This is a genomic window from Pseudomonas aphyarum (assembly GCF_028657055.1).
GTDB lineage: Bacteria > Pseudomonadota > Gammaproteobacteria > Pseudomonadales > Pseudomonadaceae > Aquipseudomonas > Aquipseudomonas aphyarum.
Genome location: NZ_JAMDGS010000011.1, coordinates 42,025 through 60,500, shown reverse-complemented (window position 1 = coordinate 60,500; position 18,476 = coordinate 42,025). Strand labels below are relative to the sequence as shown.

The 18,476-nt window shown below is 61.6% G+C and carries 18 protein-coding genes; 10 read left to right on the top strand and 8 right to left on the bottom strand.

The genetic code is table 11. The features are described from left to right. Nucleotides 1–163 precede the first annotated feature (163 nt). Nucleotides 164–808 carry a ribosome biogenesis GTP-binding protein YihA/YsxC gene (gene yihA / locus M5G18_RS16330; protein WP_096822423.1) on the top strand — a complete coding sequence of 215 codons (645 nt, stop codon included), beginning with the start codon at nucleotides 164–166 and terminating at the stop codon, nucleotides 806–808. Between the two features lie 423 nt (nucleotides 809–1,231). Here yihA and polA read toward each other — a convergent pair whose 3' ends face one another. Then, the gene (polA, locus tag M5G18_RS16325) at nucleotides 1,232–4,036 is read right to left on the bottom strand and encodes a DNA polymerase I (RefSeq protein WP_273898082.1); all 2,805 of its coding nucleotides are present in this window, start codon (nucleotides 4,034–4,036) and stop codon (nucleotides 1,232–1,234) included. Nucleotides 4,037–4,110: 74 nt separating this feature from the next. On the opposite strand from polA, the gene M5G18_RS16320 reads away from it, so the two are divergent. Next, nucleotides 4,111–4,407 carry a DUF2782 domain-containing protein gene (locus M5G18_RS16320; RefSeq protein ID WP_273898081.1) on the top strand — a complete coding sequence of 99 codons (297 nt, stop codon included), beginning with the start codon at nucleotides 4,111–4,113 and terminating at the stop codon, nucleotides 4,405–4,407. Between the two features lie 61 nt (nucleotides 4,408–4,468). Further along, nucleotides 4,469–5,422 carry a homoserine kinase gene (locus M5G18_RS16315; RefSeq protein ID WP_273898080.1) on the top strand — a complete coding sequence of 318 codons (954 nt, stop codon included), beginning with the start codon at nucleotides 4,469–4,471 and terminating at the stop codon, nucleotides 5,420–5,422. Nucleotides 5,423–5,464: 42 nt separating this feature from the next. Here M5G18_RS16315 and M5G18_RS16310 read toward each other — a convergent pair whose 3' ends face one another. Then, nucleotides 5,465–6,385 carry a zinc ABC transporter substrate-binding protein gene (locus M5G18_RS16310; RefSeq protein WP_273898079.1) on the bottom strand — a complete coding sequence of 307 codons (921 nt, stop codon included), beginning with the start codon at nucleotides 6,383–6,385 and terminating at the stop codon, nucleotides 5,465–5,467. Between the two features lie 66 nt (nucleotides 6,386–6,451). On the opposite strand from M5G18_RS16310, the gene M5G18_RS16305 reads away from it, so the two are divergent. From M5G18_RS16305 to M5G18_RS16290, 4 genes are read left to right on the top strand one after another with little or no spacing between them, the layout of a single operon-like run. Beyond that, on the top strand, nucleotides 6,452–6,934 hold the full coding sequence (locus M5G18_RS16305) for a Fur family transcriptional regulator (protein ID WP_007954020.1): 483 nt from the start codon (nucleotides 6,452–6,454) through the stop codon (nucleotides 6,932–6,934). Then, nucleotides 6,934–7,719: a zinc ABC transporter ATP-binding protein ZnuC gene (znuC, locus tag M5G18_RS16300; protein ID WP_085690422.1), complete on the top strand. Its 786-nt coding sequence runs from the start codon at nucleotides 6,934–6,936 to the stop codon at nucleotides 7,717–7,719. Before M5G18_RS16305 ends, znuC begins: the two co-directional genes overlap by 1 nt. Then, nucleotides 7,712–8,500, top strand: a complete 789-nt coding sequence (gene znuB / locus M5G18_RS16295; protein WP_007954005.1) for a zinc ABC transporter permease subunit ZnuB — start codon at nucleotides 7,712–7,714, stop codon at nucleotides 8,498–8,500. Before znuC ends, znuB begins: the two co-directional genes overlap by 8 nt. Before the next feature lie 37 nt (nucleotides 8,501–8,537). Then, complete coding sequence (locus M5G18_RS16290; protein ID WP_273898077.1) at nucleotides 8,538–9,251, top strand: PA5502 family lipoprotein; 714 nt, start codon at nucleotides 8,538–8,540, stop codon at nucleotides 9,249–9,251. A gap of 38 nt (nucleotides 9,252–9,289) precedes the next feature. Here M5G18_RS16290 and katE read toward each other — a convergent pair whose 3' ends face one another. Beyond that, a complete protein-coding gene (gene katE / locus M5G18_RS16285; protein WP_273898075.1) occupies nucleotides 9,290–11,431 on the bottom strand; it encodes a catalase HPII in 2,142 nt (713 codons plus the stop codon). Between the two features lie 259 nt (nucleotides 11,432–11,690). Between katE and M5G18_RS16280 the strand changes: the two genes are divergently transcribed. From M5G18_RS16280 to M5G18_RS16270, 3 genes are all read left to right on the top strand, one after another. Next, nucleotides 11,691–12,698, top strand: coding sequence for a methionine ABC transporter ATP-binding protein (locus M5G18_RS16280; RefSeq protein WP_007953999.1), 1,008 nt, complete (start codon nucleotides 11,691–11,693; stop codon nucleotides 12,696–12,698). Next, the gene (locus tag M5G18_RS16275) at nucleotides 12,698–13,372 is read left to right on the top strand and encodes a methionine ABC transporter permease (protein WP_007953997.1); all 675 of its coding nucleotides are present in this window, start codon (nucleotides 12,698–12,700) and stop codon (nucleotides 13,370–13,372) included. The genes M5G18_RS16280 and M5G18_RS16275 overlap by 1 nt, the downstream gene beginning before the upstream one ends. Nucleotides 13,373–13,446: 74 nt before the next feature. Then, the gene (locus M5G18_RS16270) at nucleotides 13,447–14,220 is read left to right on the top strand and encodes a MetQ/NlpA family ABC transporter substrate-binding protein (protein ID WP_007953996.1); all 774 of its coding nucleotides are present in this window, start codon (nucleotides 13,447–13,449) and stop codon (nucleotides 14,218–14,220) included. 279 nt (nucleotides 14,221–14,499) lie between these two features. Here the strand turns inward: M5G18_RS16270 and M5G18_RS16265 are convergent, their stop codons facing one another. Genes M5G18_RS16265 through M5G18_RS16245 form a run of 5 tightly spaced genes read right to left on the bottom strand, consistent with a single transcriptional unit; the run spans nucleotide 14,500 to nucleotide 18,408 of the window. Beyond that, nucleotides 14,500–15,135 carry an SCO family protein gene (locus M5G18_RS16265; protein WP_127796507.1) on the bottom strand — a complete coding sequence of 212 codons (636 nt, stop codon included), beginning with the start codon at nucleotides 15,133–15,135 and terminating at the stop codon, nucleotides 14,500–14,502. Continuing rightward, nucleotides 15,132–16,031: a heme o synthase gene (cyoE, locus tag M5G18_RS16260; RefSeq protein ID WP_085606403.1), complete on the bottom strand. Its 900-nt coding sequence runs from the start codon at nucleotides 16,029–16,031 to the stop codon at nucleotides 15,132–15,134. The genes M5G18_RS16265 and cyoE overlap by 4 nt, the downstream gene beginning before the upstream one ends. Then, on the bottom strand, nucleotides 16,019–17,098 hold the full coding sequence (locus M5G18_RS16255) for a COX15/CtaA family protein (RefSeq protein ID WP_273898073.1): 1,080 nt from the start codon (nucleotides 17,096–17,098) through the stop codon (nucleotides 16,019–16,021). The genes cyoE and M5G18_RS16255 overlap by 13 nt, the downstream gene beginning before the upstream one ends. Nucleotides 17,099–17,108: 10 nt before the next feature. After that, nucleotides 17,109–17,702: a hypothetical protein gene (locus M5G18_RS16250; protein ID WP_273898072.1), complete on the bottom strand. Its 594-nt coding sequence runs from the start codon at nucleotides 17,700–17,702 to the stop codon at nucleotides 17,109–17,111. Next, nucleotides 17,668–18,408, bottom strand: coding sequence for an SURF1 family protein (locus tag M5G18_RS16245; protein ID WP_273898071.1), 741 nt, complete (start codon nucleotides 18,406–18,408; stop codon nucleotides 17,668–17,670). Before M5G18_RS16245 ends, M5G18_RS16250 begins: the two co-directional genes overlap by 35 nt. Between the last annotated feature and the right edge of the window lie 68 nt (nucleotides 18,409–18,476).

The following is an 18,476-nucleotide window of genomic DNA, read 5'->3' as shown; positions in this document are numbered from 1 at the left end:
TCTGCGTTCTAATGCGCAATCAAGGTCTGTCGCTCTCGTGAACTTCATCCTTCGCTGGGACAAAGCACACACAAAATCTGCGGCATTATATACTGGCGTCACTGAAACGGAAGCGACACCGCGTTCCGCGCCTAATCCCGGCGCCGCCCACATCGGAAATCCCATGCAACTCAAGAATCCCATCCTCGGCCTGTGCCAACAGTCCACGTTCATGCTCAGTGCCGCCAAAGTCGATCAGTGCCCCGACGACGAAGGCTTCGAAGTGGCGTTCGCCGGTCGTTCCAACGCCGGTAAATCCAGCGCGCTGAACACTCTGACTCACGCCAGCCTGGCGCGCACCTCGAAAACCCCGGGTCGCACACAGCTGTTGAACTTCTTCAAGCTAGACGATGAACGGCGTCTGGTCGACCTCCCGGGCTACGGTTATGCAAAAGTACCGATCCCGCTCAAGCAACACTGGCAGCGTCACCTTGAGGCTTACCTCGGTGGCCGCGAGAGTTTGAAGGGTTTGATTCTGATGATGGACATCCGTCATCCAATGACCGACTTCGACCTGCTGATGCTCGACTGGGCCGTTGCGGCCGGCATGCCGATGCACATCCTGCTGACCAAGGCCGACAAACTGACCTACGGCGCAGCCAAGAACACACTGCTCAAGGTGCAGTCGGAAATCCGTAAAGGGTGGGGCGATCTGGTAACGATCCAGCTGTTCTCCGCCCCAAAACGCATGGGCCTGGAAGAGGCCTACACTGTGTTGGCAGGCTGGATGGAACTGGCAGATAAAGGCGCGGAAGCGGCGGCAGAGTAAGGGATTTCAAAACTGTCTGTGGTGCTGTCAGGCAAGGCAAAAGCATCGCTAAAACGGCCGGGGTCGCGCTCGACTTTAGGGGACCTAAATGAGCATTTTTAGCAGTGCTTTTAACGCAGCATGACGGCGCCACAGGCAGTTTTGAGGCAAAAAAAGCCCCGGACTTCATATGGGGAGGGAGAAGTTCCGGGGTTTAAGTTCCGAACCGCTAGGGCGGGGTTCAGATATCTGCCAACACTTAACACAACATAGGAGCATCGAAGGGCTTCACCAGCCATTCAGTATCTCTGAGTGCCCTGTTGCAAGATTAGTTCAGAATCTTTTCAAAAAACTTTGGAATAAGCTCAAGAACGATCAGGCCTAAGCACTTTTCGGTGCCTTTGCCGCGACGCTCGGTCGCGGCATAGTCCCGTCCCAGACGCCTCAGTGCGCCTCGTCCCAGTTGTTGCCAACCCCGACTTCCACCAGCAACGGCACGTCCAGTTTCGCCGCTTCGCTCATATACACGCGAATTTCTTCGCGAACCTGATCGACCAGATCCTCGCGGACCTCCAGCACCAGTTCGTCGTGCACCTGCAGGATGACTTTGGCGTCCAGCCCGGAAGCGCTCAGCCAGTTATCCACCGCCACCATGGCTTTCTTGATGATGTCTGCTGCGGTGCCTTGCATCGGCGCGTTGATTGCCGTGCGTTCGGCGGCAGCGCGTTCCTGCGGCTTGTTGGAGTTGATGTCCGGCAGGTACAGGCGACGACCGAAGATCGTTTCCACAAAGCCTTGGTCTGCTGCCTGGGCGCGGGTGCGATCCATGTATTCACGCACGCCCGGGTAGCGCGCGAAGTAGGTGTCGATGTAGGCCTTGGCGGTCTTTGTGTCGACGCCGATGTCCTTGCCCAGCTTCTGCGCGCCCATGCCGTAGATCAGACCGAAGTTGATCGCCTTGGCGCCACGGCGCTGGTCTGAGCTCACTTCGTTCAGCTCGACCTTGAACACTTCGGCCGCGGTGGCGGTGTGCACGTCCAAGTTGCTGCGGAAGGCGTTCATCAGGCCTTCGTCGCGGGACAGGTGGGCCATGATCCGCAGTTCAATCTGTGAATAGTCCGCTGCCAGCAGTTTGTAACCTTTCGGCGCAACGAAAGCCTGACGGATGCGTCGGCCTTCGGCAGTGCGCACCGGGATGTTCTGCAGGTTCGGATCGCTCGACGACAGGCGACCGGTCGACGCAACGGCCTGATGGTACGAAGTGTGGATACGCCCGGTGCGCGGGTTGATCTGCTCCGGCAGGCGATCGGTGTAGGTGCTTTTCAGCTTGCTCATGGAACGGTGTTCCATCAGCACTTTCGGCAAGCGGTGATCGTCTTCGGCCAGTTTCGCCAGCACTTCTTCGGCGGTGGACGGCTGACCCTTGGCGGTCTTCTTCAGCACCGGCAGGCCGAGTTTTTCGTAGAGGATCACGCCCAGTTGCTTCGGCGAGCCGAGGTTGAATTCTTCACCGGCGATCTCGAAGGCTTCACGCTCCAGCGCGACCATCTTGTTGCCCAGCTCAATGCTCTGGATGCCGAGCAGTTCAGCGTCGACGAACGCGCCCTGGCGCTCGATGCGAGCGAGCACCGGCACCAGCGGGATCTCGATATCGGTCAGTACGCTGGCCAGGCTCGGGATGGCGCTCAGCTTGTCGAACAGCGTCTGGTGCAGGCGCAGGGTCACGTCGGCATCTTCGGCGGCGTATGGGCCGGCCTGTTCCAGAGCGATCTGGTCGAAGGTCAACTGTTTGGCGCCTTTGCCGGCGATGTCCTGGAAGCTCACGGTGGTGTGATCCAGGTACTTCTGCGCCAGGCTGTCCATGTCGTGACGAGTAGCGGTGGAGTTGAGCACGTAGGACTCAAGCATCGTGTCGAAGGCAATTCCGCGCACGGTGATGCCTTCGTTCTGATCGCCACCGATGGCGCAGTTGGCCAGGATGTTCATGTCGAACTTGGCGTGCTGGCCGACCTTGAGCTTGTTCGGGTCTTCGAGGATCGGCTTGAGTGCGCGCAGCACGGTGTCGCGATCCAGCTGCTCCGGCACGCCGATGTAGGAGTGGGTCAGCGGGATGTAGGCCGCTTCGTTGGCCTGCACCGCGAAAGACAAGCCAACCAGTTGCGCCTGCTGCGCGTCGATGCCGGTGGTTTCGGTGTCGAAGGCGAACAGCTTGGCGTTCTTCAGCTTTTCCAGCCAGACGTCGAATCGTGCCTGATCGAGGATGGTTTCGTACGCGGCTTCAGCCGAAGCGGTGGGCGCTTCTTCGGCAGGCGCACTGAACAGATCGCCGGCCGGCGCAGGCTCGGTGGCAGCGCTCAGTTCCAGACGCTTGGCGTCCCGCTCCAGATCGTTGATCCAGCTCTTGAACTCCAGCAGGGTGTAGAGCTCGTAGAGTTTGGCCGAATCTTCCGGGCCCATTTGCAGGTCGTCGAGGCCGATATCCAACGGCACGTCGACCTTGATGGTCGCCAGTTCATAGGAGAGGAACGCCATCTCCTTGTGTTCTTCGAGCTTGGCCGGCAGGGTCTTGGCCCCACGGATCGGCAGGGTCGGCACGATGTCGAGCTGCGCATACAGTTCGGTCAGACCGCCGTTGACGCCTACCAGCAGGCCGGAAGCGGTCTTCGGACCGATGCCAGGAACGCCGGGGATGTTGTCGGAAGAATCGCCCATCAGGGCTAGATAATCGATGATCTGCTCGGGAGCGACGCCGAATTTCTCCTTCACGCCTTCCACATCCATCGAGCTACCGGACATGGTGTTGACCAAGGTAATGTGGCCATCGACCAATTGCGCCATGTCCTTGTCGCCGGTGGAGATGATCACCGGGCGATCGGCGGCCGCGCTGCTGCGGGCCAGGGTGCCGATCACGTCATCGGCCTCGACGCCTTCGACGCAGAGCAGCGGAAAACCGAGCGCGATCACGCTCTGATGCAGCGGTTCGATCTGCACGCGCATGTCGTCGGGCATGCTTGGGCGGTTGGCCTTGTATTCGGCGTACATCTCATCGCGAAATGTCCCACCCTTGGCGTCGAACACCACGGCGAACGGGCTGTCCGGATACTGCTTGCGCAGGCTCTTGAGCATGTTCAGCACGCCTTTGACCGCACCGGTCGGCAGGCCTTTGGAGGTGGTCAGCGGTGGCAGCGCGTGAAAGGCGCGGTACAGGTAAGACGAACCGTCCACCAGGACGAGGGGGGCTTGGCTCATGAGCAGAATCAACCTTTTCGGCGGGCCCGGCGCTAGAATAGCGGGACCGTTGACGACAAAGGGACAAGGTTATCATGCGTACGTTAAATCGCTTGCTGCTGGTCAGTCTGATTGCTGTCTCACCGCTGGCCGCGATCGCGGCGGATGATGCGCCATCGTCGGAGCCGGAAGTTACCATTAGCACGCACACGGAAGGCGACAAGGTCATTCAGGAATACAGCCGGAGTGGATTCGTGTATGCGATCAAGGTCACACCGAAGGGCGGCAAGCCCTATTTCCTGGTGCGCGCCGATGGTACGGACGCGAATTACATCCGGTCCGACCAGCCGAATATGTTGATTCCAGCGTGGGAAATCTTTACCTGGAAGTAAGTTTCCTGACTTTTAATCGGCGCCGTTTGATGGCGGCGCCAGAACTGAGCAGTTTTTAACCATGTCTGTGTTCACCCCCCTGGCTCGGCCCGAGCTGGAAACCTTTCTCGCCCCTTACGGGCTCGGCCGTCTGCTCGATTTCCAGGGGATCGCCGCCGGCAGCGAAAACACCAACTTCTTCATCAGCATGGAACAGGGCGAGTTCGTCCTGACCTTGGTCGAGCGCGGCCCGGTGCAGGAAATGCCGTTTTTCATCGACCTGCTCGACGTCCTGCACGAGGCCGATCTGCCGGTGCCTTACGCGCTGCGCACTACCGACGGCGTGGCCCTGCGCGAGCTGAAAGGCAAACCGGCGCTGCTGCAACCGCGCCTGGCCGGCAAGCACATCAAGCAGGCCAACGCCCAGCATTGCGCGCAGGTCGGTGAGTTGCAGGCGCACCTGCACCTGGCGACCCAGGGCGACAACATGATCAAGCGCAAGACCGATCGTGGCCTGGACTGGATGCTGGAAGAGGGCACGCAGTTTCTTTCGCACCTGAGCGATGAACCGCGTGCGCTGCTGCAAAAGGCGCTGGACGAAATCACCCAACAGAAAGAGAAAATTCTCGCGCTGCCTCGGGCGAACATCCACGCCGACCTGTTCCGCGACAACGCGATGTTCGAAGGCACGCACCTGACCGGGCTGATCGATTTCTACAACGCGTGCTCCGGGCCGATGCTCTATGACGTGGCGATTGCCCTGAACGATTGGTGTTCGGACGATGACGGCCTGATCGACGGTCCGCGTGCGCGTGCGTTCCTGGGTGCCTACGCGGCACTGCGTCCGTTCACGGCAGCCGAAGCCGAGCTGTGGCCGACCCTGTTGCGAGTGGCGTGCGTGCGGTTCTGGCTGTCGCGTCTGATCGCGGCGGAATCGTTCGCCGGGCAGGACGTGCTGATCCACGATCCGAAAGAGTTCGAGCAGCGTCTGGCGCAGCGTCAGCAGGTCAGCACACCGCTACCTTTCGCCCTGTAAAAGAAAAAACCGCAGCCTGTGCAGGCTGCGGTTTTTTTTGTATCAGAGCGATTCGAGACAACCCGCCAGATCATTCCCCAGCTTCTCCAGCACTTGCTCGTAACCCTGAGCCGTCGCTGGCGTGTACCCGCCCAACGCATCCAGTTCCGCCAGTTTCACCGGCAGGCCCGCCACCAGGGTCTCGGCCAGACGTGGACGCAGCGGCGGCTCACTGAACACGCAGGTCTTGCCGACCTCCTGCAAACGCGCGCGCATCGCCGCCACATGCTGGGCGCCCGGCTGCACTTCCGCCGCCACGCTGAACACACCAGTGTGTTTCAAGCCGTAGGCGTCTTCGAAGTAGTCGAAGGCTTCGTGGAAGACGAAGTAGGGTTTGTCTTCAACGCTGGCCAGGCGTTTCTTCAAGCGCTGATCCAGTGCATCCAGACGCTCGTCGAACGTCTTGGCGTTGCTCTGATAGCGCTCGGCATTGGCCGGGTCGGCGGAGCTCAGGTCAGCGGCCATCTTGTCGGCAATAACCCGCGCGTTCACCGGCGATAGCCACAAATGCGCGTCGAGGCTGCCCGGGCGATGGTCGTGATCGTGTTCGTCGGCTTCTTCAGCATGGGAATGGCTGTCCGCAGCGAAGCGGCGCAGTCTCATGCCCGGCAGATCCTGCACGGCAACGCTCGGCAGCGTACGACCGTTCAGCACGCGAGGCAGGAAACCTTCCATGTCCGGGCCGATCCAGTACAGCAGGTCCACCGATTGCACCTTGCGCACGTCGGACGGGCGCAACGCGTAGTTATGCGGCGAAGCGCCCGGTGGCAGCAGCACTTCCGGAATCGCCACGCCGTCCTGCACCGCAGCGGCAATCAGTTGCAGGGGCTTGATGCTGGTGAGGACTCTGACCTCGGCCTGAGCCGGACCGATCAGCAGAAAACCGGTGATGAATACGACAAAAACAGAAAAAAGTCGGGACACGATGACCACTCAATGAGGCGAGAACGGGTAACATAATAACGTCTCTAACCAAACTCGTCGCCGCTCATGCCTATTACACCGATTGCCAGCCGTCCCCACGACCACTCGCACTGCGTTCACAGCGCGCTGTCCGAGGCCGATGCCCTGTGTGCACAGAAAGGCCTGCGCCTGACCGCGCTGCGCCGGCGGGTGCTGGAACTGGTCTGGCAGAGCCACAAGCCGCTGGGTGCCTACGACATTCTGGCGGTGCTCAGCGAGCAGGACGGCCGCCGCGCCGCGCCGCCGACCGTATACCGGGCGCTGGATTTCCTGCTGGAAAACGGCCTGGTGCACCGCATCTCCTCGCTCAACGCCTTCGTCGGCTGCGTTCACCCGAAACATTCGCACCAGGGCCAGTTCCTGATCTGCCGCGAATGCCACGCCGCCATCGAACTTGAGCAAAAAACCATCAGCGACGCCATCGTCCACAGTGCCAAGGATGTCGGCTTTATCGTCGAGGCCCAGACCGTCGAAGTGGTCGGCCTCTGCTCCGGTTGCCGGGAGGCTTGATGAGCGATGCGCTGATCCGTCTGGAGCAGGTGGCGGTCCGGTTTGCCGGGCAGAACGTGCTGGACAACATTCACCTGAGCGTCGAGCCGGGGCAGATCGTCACCCTGATCGGCCCCAACGGCGCCGGCAAGACCACGCTGGTGCGCGCCGTACTCGGGCTGTTGAAACCCGACAGCGGCAGCGTCTGGCGCAAGCCGAAACTGCGCGTCGGCTACATGCCGCAAAAACTTCACGTCGATCCGACCTTGCCGTTGTCGGTGCTGCGCTTTCTGCGGCTGGTGCCGGGCGTCGATCGCCCGCGTGCGCTGGCGGCACTCAAGGAGGTCGGCGCCGAGCATGTCATCGACAGCCCGGTGCAAAGCGTGTCCGGCGGTGAAATGCAGCGTGTTTTGCTGGCCCGGGCGCTATTGCGCGAACCGGAACTGCTGGTGCTCGACGAGCCGGTACAAGGCGTCGATGTCGCCGGGCAAGCCGAGCTGTACAGCCTGATCACTAGGCTGCGTGACCGTCACGGCTGTGGCGTATTGATGGTTTCTCACGATCTGCATCTGGTGATGAGCACCACCGATCAGGTGGTGTGCCTCAACCGTCATGTCTGCTGCTCCGGGCATCCCGAGCAGGTCAGTGGCGATCCGGCCTTTGTCGAACTGTTCGGCAACAACGCGCCGAGCCTGGCGATCTATCACCACCATCATGACCACGCCCACGACCTGCACGGTTCGGTGGTCAAAGGGCCCCTGTCGGCTCAACCTCACGTTCATGGAGATAGCTGTAAGCATGGCTGATTTTCTGTTCTACGCCCTGCTTGCAGGCCTGGCGCTGGCGGTGGTCGCGGGGCCGCTCGGCTCGTTCGTGGTCTGGCGGCGCATGGCCTATTTCGGCGATACCCTGTCTCACGCCGCGCTGCTCGGTGTGGCCCTGGGCTTTCTGCTGGATGTCAGCCCGACCGTCGCGGTGACCGTCGGCTGCCTGCTGCTGGCGGTGCTGCTGGTGACCTTGCAACAGCGTCAACCGCTGGCGTCCGACACGCTGTTGGGCATTCTTGCACCGAGCACGCTCTCTCTCGGGCTGGTGGTACTAAGCTTCATGCATGAAGTGCGGATCGACCTGATGGCCTATCTGTTCGGCGACCTGCTGGCGATCAGCCCGACCGATCTGGCGTGGATCCTCGGCGGCAGCGCGGCGGTGCTGGTGTTGCTGGTGACGCTGTGGCGCCCGCTGCTGGCAATCACCGTGCACGAAGAGTTGGCCAAAGTCGAAGGCCTGCCGGTGGCCGGTTTGCGCATGGCGCTGATGCTGCTTATCGCAGTGGTGATCGCGGTGGCGATGAAAATCGTCGGTGTGTTGCTGATTACTTCGCTGTTGATCATCCCGGCGGCTGCGGCACAACGTCACGCCCGTTCGCCGGAGCAGATGGCACTGGGCGCGAGCGTGCTGGGCATGCTCGCCGTGTGTGGCGGGCTGGCGCTGTCCTGGTTCAAGGACACCCCGGCCGGCCCGTCAATCGTTGTGACGGCGGCCGCACTGTTTCTGCTGAGTTTTGTTCTGCCCCGTCGAGGGGTGTAGACTTGCTCGTTTTTTGCGCAAATAGAGAGTCGCAGGAATGAAGCCGTTCGCCTCCCGTTATCTGCTCCTTGTGGCCTTTTCAGTGCTGCTGGGCGCCTGCCAAAGCACGCCGCCGGTGGCCGAAGTCCCCGATGCGCGGGCCACGGCCATCGCACAGCTGGAGCAAAGCCTGGCCAGCAGCGAACTGGCCACTGCCGAAGACCAATTGGCAGCCTTGCAGGTCGAAACACCCAACGATCAATCCCTTGAGCAATACCAGCGTCAGTTGGCCGAAGCCTATCTGCGTCGCAGCCAGATCGTCCTGCAGAAGGGTGATGTGAATGCGGCCGCAACCGCGCTCGCCCGTGCCCGCGTGCTGATGCCCAAGGCCCCGGCGCTGACCGGTGGCGTCAATGGCGCCATCACCGAAGCGCGCAAGGCCGAGCTGGAGAAAGCCGAAGCAGCGCTGCAAGCCGCTGAAGCCAAGCCGAAAGCCAAGGTGATTGATCCGACCGCCGAGAGCACCACGGTTGCGCTGAATATCACCGATAGCCGCAAACTTCGCCGCCAACTGGATGCGATTGCCGCCGATGTGGTGAATTACGACTGTGCGGTGAGCATTCAGGCCCCGCGCACCAATGATTACCCATGGTTGGCGACGTTGATCACCAAGCGTGTGAAGAAGCTTGATCCGGATTTCGATCTGAAGATCGAGAAACAGATTCTGCGCACCGTACCGGCGCAGATGGTTCTGAGCCCGCGCAAACCTTGAATTAACCGCAGCCTGCTTTTCGCAGGCTGCGGTTTTTTTCAGGCCGGAATCGCCTTGGCCTTAGGCTCGCGATCCCAGACCCGATGCTGCCCGATTGCGGCAAAAAACGGCTTGGTTAGCGCCGACACATCCTTGCCCTCGATCAACCCCGCATCCGCCTCCAGCTTCAGCACGTCGAGCAACTGTTTGGCCTCGCCATGCAACGCAATCGCCTTCAAGTGTTTGTACGCCTCCAGCAGGTAATGCAACGCCACGCCGTCACCGCTCAACGCCTTGACCGACGCCGCGCCACCCGGCACGAACACCGCGTCGAATGCCACCGACGGCAAACCTTCCATCGACGCATCCACCGCCAGGCTTTTGCCATCAGCGGTCTTCACCGGCGCCGAGGTCGGGCCGAGCAATTTGGCGTGCGCACCTTCTGCCGCCAGCGCCTTCTTCATCGCATCAATCGCCGCACCATCAACGCCGTTGGCTGCAAGGATTGCGACTTTTCGCGTCTTGATGTTCTCCGGCAGCAGGTTGGCCTGACTCAGCGATGGCGAGTGATCCAGTGATGTTTTCGGCACGTCGACCGTGCCTTTGGCCGGTGCCGGCAAGCCAAGGTTCTGCGCCACGCGCTTGGCCAGGTCCAGATCGATGTTGGCCAGGATCTCGTTCACTTCCCGCGCCCGAATGTGTTCGCGCTCAACCTTGCCCAGTTCGAAGCTGTAGGCCGAGATGATGTGTTCCTGCTCGTGCTTGCTCATGCTCTTGAAGAACAGCCGCGCCTGGGAAAAGTGGTCGCTGAACGACTCGCTGCGCTGACGGATCTTGTTGGCGTCGATGCGCTCCGGATAGCTTTCGAACCCGCCGTCCTGCGCCGCCGGTGGGGTTTCTTTCGGCCAGCCGCCATCGATGGAATTCGGTTCGTAAGACGCGCGGCCCTTGTCGATCACCGTGCGGTGCTGGGCATCGCGCTGGCCGTTGTGGAACGGTGCGACCGGGCGATTGATCGGCAGCTCATGAAAGTTCGGCCCGCCGAGTCGGCTGATCTGCGTGTCGGTGTAGGAAAACAGCCGACCTTGCAGCAGCGGGTCGTTGGAGAAGTCGATCCCCGGCACGATATGGCCGGGGCAGAACGCAACCTGCTCGGTCTCGGCGAAGAAATTGTCCGGATTGCGGTTGAGGGTCATTTTGCCCAGCGGCGTGATCGGGACGATTTCCTCGGGAATCAGTTTGGTCGGGTCGAGGATGTCGAAATCGAAGTCGTGCTCGTTTTCCTCCTCGATGACCTGTACGCCGAGTTCCCATTCCGGGTAGTCCCCGGTCTCGATGGCCTCCCAGAGATCGCGCCGATGGTAGTCGGTGTCTTTACCGGCGAGCTTCTGCGCCTCGTCCCACACCAGCGAACAGGTGCCGGCGGTAGGACGCCAGTGGAATTTGACGAAGCGCGATTTGCCCTCGGCGTTGATCAGCCGGAAGGTGTGCACGCCGAAGCCCTGCATGCTGCGCAGGCTTTTCGGGATGGCCCGGTCGGACATGGCCCAGATGACCATGTGCGCCGATTCCGGCACCAGCGACACGAAGTCCCAGAAGGTGTCGTGGGCCGAGCCGCCGGTGGGAATCTCGTTGTGCGGCTCGGGTTTTACCGCGTGGACGAAGTCGGGAAACTTGATCGCGTCCTGTATGAAAAATACCGGCATGTTGTTGCCGACCAGATCGAAATTGCCTTCGTCGGTGAAGAACTTCACGGCAAAACCACGCACGTCACGCACGGTGTCGCCGGAACCGCGTGGCCCCTGTACCGTGGAAAAACGCACGAACACCGGGGTTTTCTTCCCCGGATCCTGCAGGAAACCGGCCTTGGTCAGCGTCGAATGGTTCTCGTAGCTCTGAAAGAAACCATGGGCGCCGGTGCCGCGGGCGTGGACGATGCGCTCGGGAATCCGCTCATGGTCAAAGTGCGTGATCTTCTCACGCATGATGAAGTCTTCCAGCAGCGACGGCCCGCGAGCACCGGCCTTGAGGGTGTTCTGGTTGTCCGCGACCTTCACGCCCTGATTTGTGCGCAGGGCCTGGCCGGTGGCGTCGGAGCGAAATTTTTCCAGGCTGTCGAGTTTGGCGTTGGTGTTGGCGCGATCCGGGGTATCGGTTCCGGCCAGCTCACTTTTGGAAGGGACAGGTTTTTTGCTGCTCATCAGACGTAAACTCCTCGTTTGACCCCGGTGTTGCCGAGGCTCTTGAGTGGTTCCCGGGCACGGCGCCCGGAGTTTCAAGTCGCTTACTTAGTGACTGATGAGGGTTTTGGCCGTTCCTTTTTTATGACCTTTGATCGCGTTATTGCCAAATGAAAGGTTGAATGCGGAATAAATGCTAATAACCTCTATACGGACAGGCTAAAATGCGCGCCCGGCTAACCGCTGATCCTTTTCCAACGCGCCCCACAAGGTTCGCTACGTGATCGAGTTTCAAAACGTCCATAAGACTTACCGCGTCGCCGGTAAGGACATCACCGCGCTGCACCCGACCAGCTTCTCCATCGAGAACGGTCAGGTGTTCGGCCTGATTGGCCATTCCGGCGCGGGAAAAAGTACCCTGCTGCGTCTGATCAATCGCCTGGAGCAATCCAGTGGCGGCAAGATCATCGTCGACGGCGAAGAAGTCACCGCGCTGGACGCCAACGGCCTGCGCCGTTTCCGTCAGCAGGTCGGGATGATCTTCCAGCACTTCAACCTGTTGGCATCCAAGACCGTGGCCGACAACGTCGCGCTGCCGCTGACCCTCGCCGGTGAACTGTCCCGTGCCGAGATCGACCAGCGTGTGGCCGAGTTGCTGGCGCGGGTCGGTCTGTCCGATCACGCCAAAAAGTACCCGGCACAGCTGTCTGGCGGTCAGAAGCAGCGCGTCGGCATCGCCCGCGCTCTGGCGACCAAGCCTAAGATCCTGCTGTGCGACGAAGCCACCAGTGCCCTCGACCCGCAGACCACGGCGTCGGTCCTGCAGCTGCTGGCCGAGATCAACCGCGAGCTGAAGCTGACCATCGTCCTGATCACCCACGAGATGGATGTGATCCGCCGCGTGTGCGATCAGGTCGGCGTCATGGACGCCGGTGTGATCGTCGAGCAAGGTTCGGTGGCCGATGTGTTCCTGCATCCGAAGCACCCGACCACCAAGCGCTTTGTTCAGGAAAGCGAGCAGATCGACGAAAGCGAGCAGCGCGATGACTTCGCTCACGTGCCGGGCCGCATCGTGCGTCTGACCTTCCAGGGCGAAGCGACCTACGCGCCGTTGCTCGGTACTGTCGCCCGGGAAACCGGTGTGGACTACAGCATCCTGGCCGGTCGTATCGACCGCATCAAAGACATTCCTTACGGGCAATTGACCCTCGCCGTCACCGGTGGCGACATGGAAGCGGCCTTCGCCCGCTTCACCGCCGCTGACGTTCACATGGAGGTGTTGCGCTAATGGAAGACCTGATGAGTTTCTTCACCAATATCGACTGGTACGAAATCTGGCTCGCCACCGGCGACACCATGATGATGCTCGGCGGTTCGCTGCTGTTCACCGTGCTGCTCGGCCTGCCGCTGGGCGTGCTGCTGTTCCTGTGCAGCCCGCGTCAGTTGCTCGAAGCCAAAGGCGTGTACGCCCTGCTGTCGCTGGTGGTGAACATCCTGCGTTCGCTGCCGTTCATTATTCTGTTGATCGTGATGATCCCGTTCACCGTGCTGATCACCGGCACCTCGCTGGGCGTGGCCGGTGCGATTCCGCCGCTGGTAGTGGGCGCGACGCCGTTCTTCGCGCGGCTGGTGGAAACCGCCCTGCGTGAAGTCGATCGCGGCATCATCGAAGCAACCCAGTCGATGGGCGCGACCACCCGCCAGATCATCATGAACGCCTTGCTGCCGGAGGCCCGTCCGGGCATCTTCGCAGCGATTACCGTGACGGCGATTACACTGGTTTCCTACACGGCGATGGCCGGTGTGGTCGGCGCCGGTGGCCTGGGTGACCTGGCGATCCGTTTCGGCTATCAGCGGTTCCAGACCGACGTGATGATCGTGACCGTGGTGTTGCTGCTGATTCTGGTGCAAGTGCTGCAAATGGTAGGCGACCGACTGGTCGTGCACTTCTCGCGCAAATAACCGGTTTTGTAATGACATGAGCCGGCCATTCGCTGGCAGGCGCCAGACGGGCGCCGTAAAAAGGAGTTAGCTGAATGAAAAAACTGATCGTTGCCCTGGCTGCCGTTGCAGCATTCTCGGCCCACGCCGACGAAACCCTGACCGTTGCTGCCACTCCGGTGCCGCACGCGGAAATCCTTGAGTTCGTGAAGCCGGTACTGGCCAAAGAAGGCGTGGATCTGAAGGTCAAGGTCTTCACCGACTACGTTCAGCCGAACGTACAGGTGGCCGAGAAGCGTCTGGACGCCAACTTCTTCCAGCACCAGCCGTACCTCGATGAGTTCAACAAGGCCAAGGGCACCAGCCTGGTGTCCGTGACCGGCGTGCACCTGGAACCGCTGGGCGCCTACTCCAGCAAGTTCAAGAAAATCGAAGAGCTGCCAAGCGGCGCCAACGTGGTGATCCCGAACGACGCCACCAACGGCGGCCGTGCGCTGTTGCTGCTGGCCAAAGCCGGCGTGATCACCCTGAAGGATCCGACCAACATCCTGTCGACCGTCAAGGACATCGCCCAGAACCCGAAAGACCTGAAGATCCGTGAACTGGAAGCCGCGACCATCCCGCGCGTGCTGACCCAGGTCGACCTGGCGCTGATCAACACCAACTACGCGCTGGAAGCCAAGCTCGATCCGTCCAAGGATGCGCTGGTCATCGAAGGCAGCGACTCGCCTTACGTGAACATCCTGGTGTCCCGCGCGGACAACAAGGACAGCGACGCCATGAAGAAACTGGCCGCTGCGCTGCACAGCCCGGAAGTGAAGAAATTCATTACCGAGAAGTACAAAGGCGCGGTGTTGCCGGCGTTCTGATTGATATAGCTGCAACGAAAAGGGGACGCCAGTGGCGTCCCCTTTTTTGTGGCCGGGTGTTCGGCGTTGGACCTGCTGTGTACTCGCCCCTCACCCCAGCCCTCTCCCGGAGGGAGAGGGGGCCGACGGAGGTGTCTTGCGTCCTGCATCGACCTGAAAGATTGAGTCGATTATGGATTCGGCACAGGACTTACAGGTCGGCGTATTTCGTCAGCATCCCTCGGTCAGTCCCCTCTCCCCCCGGGAGAGGGTTAGGGTGAGGGCTAGCTTTTGATCTTCTTACTTGCGGCTCAACATCACCGGCAACTGCGCAACCAGCTTGGCATTATTCAACGGCGCCCGAATAAACCCGCGCTGCGTACCATCAGGCCCGATCACCGCCAGGTTCCCACTGTGATCCACCGTGTAATTCGGCTTGCTGGTGTCTGCCGGAATGAAAGGAATGCTCACCGCGTTCGCCACCTTCTGCAGCTCGTCGATCGACTTCGGCGTCAGGCCGATGAACTGTGGATCGAAGTAGCCCAGGTACTGCTTCAACTGCGCAGGGTTGTCGCGGTTCGGGTCGACGCTGACCAATACGATCTGCAATTTATCCACAGCATCCTTCGGCAGCTCGCTCTTGATCTGGCGCAGTTGGGCGAGGGTGGTCGGGCAGATGTCCGGGCAGAAGGTGTAGCCGAAGAACAGCAGGCTCCACTTGCCCTTGAGCTCGTTGACCGTGACCGGCTGGCCGTCCTGATTGGTCATCGTCACGTCCGGCAGGTTGCGGCTCTGCGGCAGCAGGATGATGCCGGCGTCGATCAGTGCGGTCGGGTCGCCCTGGCCCTTGCCGCTCAGCACTTTGTTGACGGTCAGGCCGAGGATCAGCGCGATCACGGCGACGAGGATGAAGACGGTTTTCTGGGTTCGAGTCATAGGTTCAACAGTAAGTAGTGGTCTACGAGCAGGGCGATGAACAGCAGAAACAAGTACCAGATAGAGTACTTGAAGGTGTTGATCGCCGCGTGCGGCCGAGTGCCACGGTACAGCACCACGGCCCATTGCAGAAACCTCGCGCCCAGACCGAGCGCGCAGATCAGGTACAGCAGGCCGCTCATGTGGATCACATACGGCAGCAGGCTGACCGCCAGCAGGGCGAAGGTGTACAGCAGAATGTGCACCTTGGTGTAGTGCTCGCCATGGGTGACCGGCAGCATCGGAATGTCGGCCTTGGCGTATTCCTCCTTGCGATGGATGGCCAGCGCCCAGAAGTGCGGCGGAGTCCAGGCGAAGATGATCAACACCAGCAGCAACGGTTCGGCGCTGACGTGGCCGGTGGCGGCGGTCCAGCCGAGCAGTGGCGGCGCGGCACCGGCAAGGCCGCCGATGACGATGTTCTGCGGCGTCGCGCGTTTGAGGAAACCGGTGTAGATCACCGCGTAGCCCAGCAGAGAAGCCAAAGTCAGCCATGCGGTCAACGGATTGGTGAAAGTCAGCAGCAAGGCCTGGCCGAGCAGCGCCAGCACCAGAGCAAAGGTCAGTGCTGCCGTGGGCGAAACCCGGCCCTCGGCCAGTGGCCGCTTATGGGTGCGGGCCATGACCGCATCGATGCGCCGGTCCACCACGTGATTGACCGCCGCCGCGCCACCGGCACACAACGCGATCCCCAGGTTGCCGAACACCAGCACCGTCCATGGCACCCCGGCGCGGGTCGCGAGGAACATGCCCACCAGCGAGGTGATCAGCATCAACACCACGACTTTCGGTTTGGTCAGCTCCAGGTAATCACGCCACAGCGCCTGCGCCGGACGTTCGCCGATCAGAATCGCCATGGCGTCTCTCCTTTAATAGTGATGGGCGCCGCCGAGTGTTTGCGCGGGCTCAGGCGCCAGCGCGCAATCATCGGCTGCTCGACCCGAACCAGGCTGGTCCGCGCGTGGTAGTTTACCAGCACCATCGTCAGCAGCAGCGCTGCGCCGCCAGCGTTATGCGCCACGGCCACCGGCAGCGGCAGATGGAACAGCACGTTGCTGATGCCGAGGGTGATCTGCGCGGCGAGGGCGATCAGCACCAACCCGGCCAGTCGGGTCATGCCCACCACCTTCAGTTGCCACGCCAGGCCGAGCAGGACGAGCGTCACCAGCAACGCGCCGATGCGGTGGGTCAGGTGAATCGCGGTGCGTGCATCGCTGTCGAGTTGCCCGCCGAGGTAATTGGGGCCGATGTGTTGGGTCAGGTGAAAGCCGTTGGCGAAGTCCGCCGGCGGCAGCCATTGGCCATGGCAGGTCGGGAAGTCGATGCAGGCCACCGCCGCATAGTTGGAACTGACCCAACCGCCGAGAGCAATCTGGCCGATCACCAGCAGCAATCCGGCGGTGGCCCAATATTGCAGACGCTTGGGCACGGTCAGCGCCGGCAACACGCCGGACAGTCGCAACGTCAGCAGGAACAGCAGGCTCAAGGTCGCGAAGCCACCGAGCAAATGCCCGGTCACCACTTGCGGCCAGAGCTTGAGCGTCACCGTCCACATGCCGAACACTGCCTGGGCGAACACCACCGCCAGCAGAAACAGCGGCAGTTTCAGCGGTTGCCCGGGATGACGACGATTGACCCACGCGCGTCCGGCCAGTACCGAAATCAGCATGCCGAGGGTGCCGGCGAAGTAGCGGTGGATCATCTCGTTCCAGCCTTTATGCGCCTCCACTGGCGAGTCGGGGTAATGCAGTTCGGCATGGGCCAGTTGGGCTTCGCTTTTCGGCACGCTGATGAACCCGTAGCAGCCCGGCCAGTCCGGACAGCCGAGGCCGGCGTGGGTCAGGCGGGTGTAGGCGCCGAGCAGCACCACGATCAGTGCCAGCAGGGTGGCAAACAGCGCGAGGCGAAATCCAGGTTTGGCCATGACGATGCCCTTATCCGATGTTCGACAGTTTCAGCAGGTGGCGCAGGTCGTTGAGCAGGTCCTTGCCCTTGACGCTCGGGTCGTAGCGCAGCACGAGGTTGCCGTGGGGATCGATGATCCACAGCTGCGGCGTGGCCTTGTCGCCCGTGGCCTTGCTGAAGGCGGCTGCGTCCAGCGGATAGCGTTGCAGCTGCGGGTACTCGCGAGTCAGCTTGGCTTCGTAGTCGGCGGCCAGTGGTTGAGCAGCGGCCAGGGCGTGACTGGCGCGCCCGGCTTCGCGGCCCAAGCCGATCTGGATCTGCCGCGCCAGGTACACCAGTTGCTGGCAGTCCACCGCGCAATCCTTCGGCGCGGTGACCAGCATCTGCCAGCGCGTTTCGTCAGCCTGAATGCCGAGGTCGGCGCGGGTCTGGCCGTTGCCGATCAGTTCGCCGTGATAGCTGCGACCTTCCGGCACCCAGAACTGCAACTTGTACATGCCGGTGGCGAGGATCATCGGACCGACCACGCCGAGCACGATCAACAGCAGCTGGATGCGTCCGCGACGGCGACTGGCCGGGGCTTTTGCTTCAGACATGCTGGGTGGATTCATGGCCGCTCCCATGGTGTTTCTCCTTTGCGTTGTGCCAGCCGAGATAGAGGTAGAGACCGAGCAGGGCAGTGGCCATGGCGAACCACTGCACGGCGTAACCGAGGTGCTTTTCCGGGCCCATGGCAACTACGGGCCAGTCGGCCTGATAGCTGGCCGGGCCGGGTTCGGCGCGTAATTCGTAGGCGAAGCCGTCGCGTTCGAGGGTTTTCCACAGCTTCGCGGGTTCGACGGCGGTGACGGTTTGCGGCCAGGTGCTGCTGACCGGATCGGCATGCAGCTGGAAGGTGGCGCCGGGGGCGACATACACCCAGGCATCGACATTCACGGCGTCGGCCGGCGTGTTGAATTGCGGGGGTGTGCGCCGGTCTGGCCACGGCAGCCAGCCGCGATTGACCAGCAGCCACTGGCCGCTGCGTTGATCCTGAAATGGTTGCAGCAATTCGACGCCAACCTTGCCGTTGCGCTGACGGTTGTCCAGCAACAGGCTGTGGGCGGCATCGAACTGGCCGTGCAGATGCACCCGGCGAAACGCCGGATCGGCGCTGTGCAGCAACGCGGTGCTGGCCATCGGTTCGGCGGCGCGGCGTTCGGCGTAGCTGGCGAGCAGGGCGGTTTTCTCCGTGCCCCGGCCCAGTTGCCAGAAGCCCAGCGAAATCAGCAACGGCAGCAGCAGGCCGACTACCAGTGTCGGCACCACGCCCGGCCGGAAGCGCTTCATGGTCGCGCCAGAAAATCAGTCAGTGCGATCGCTATACTCAACTGCATCGCTTGTTCCCCCGGAGTTCT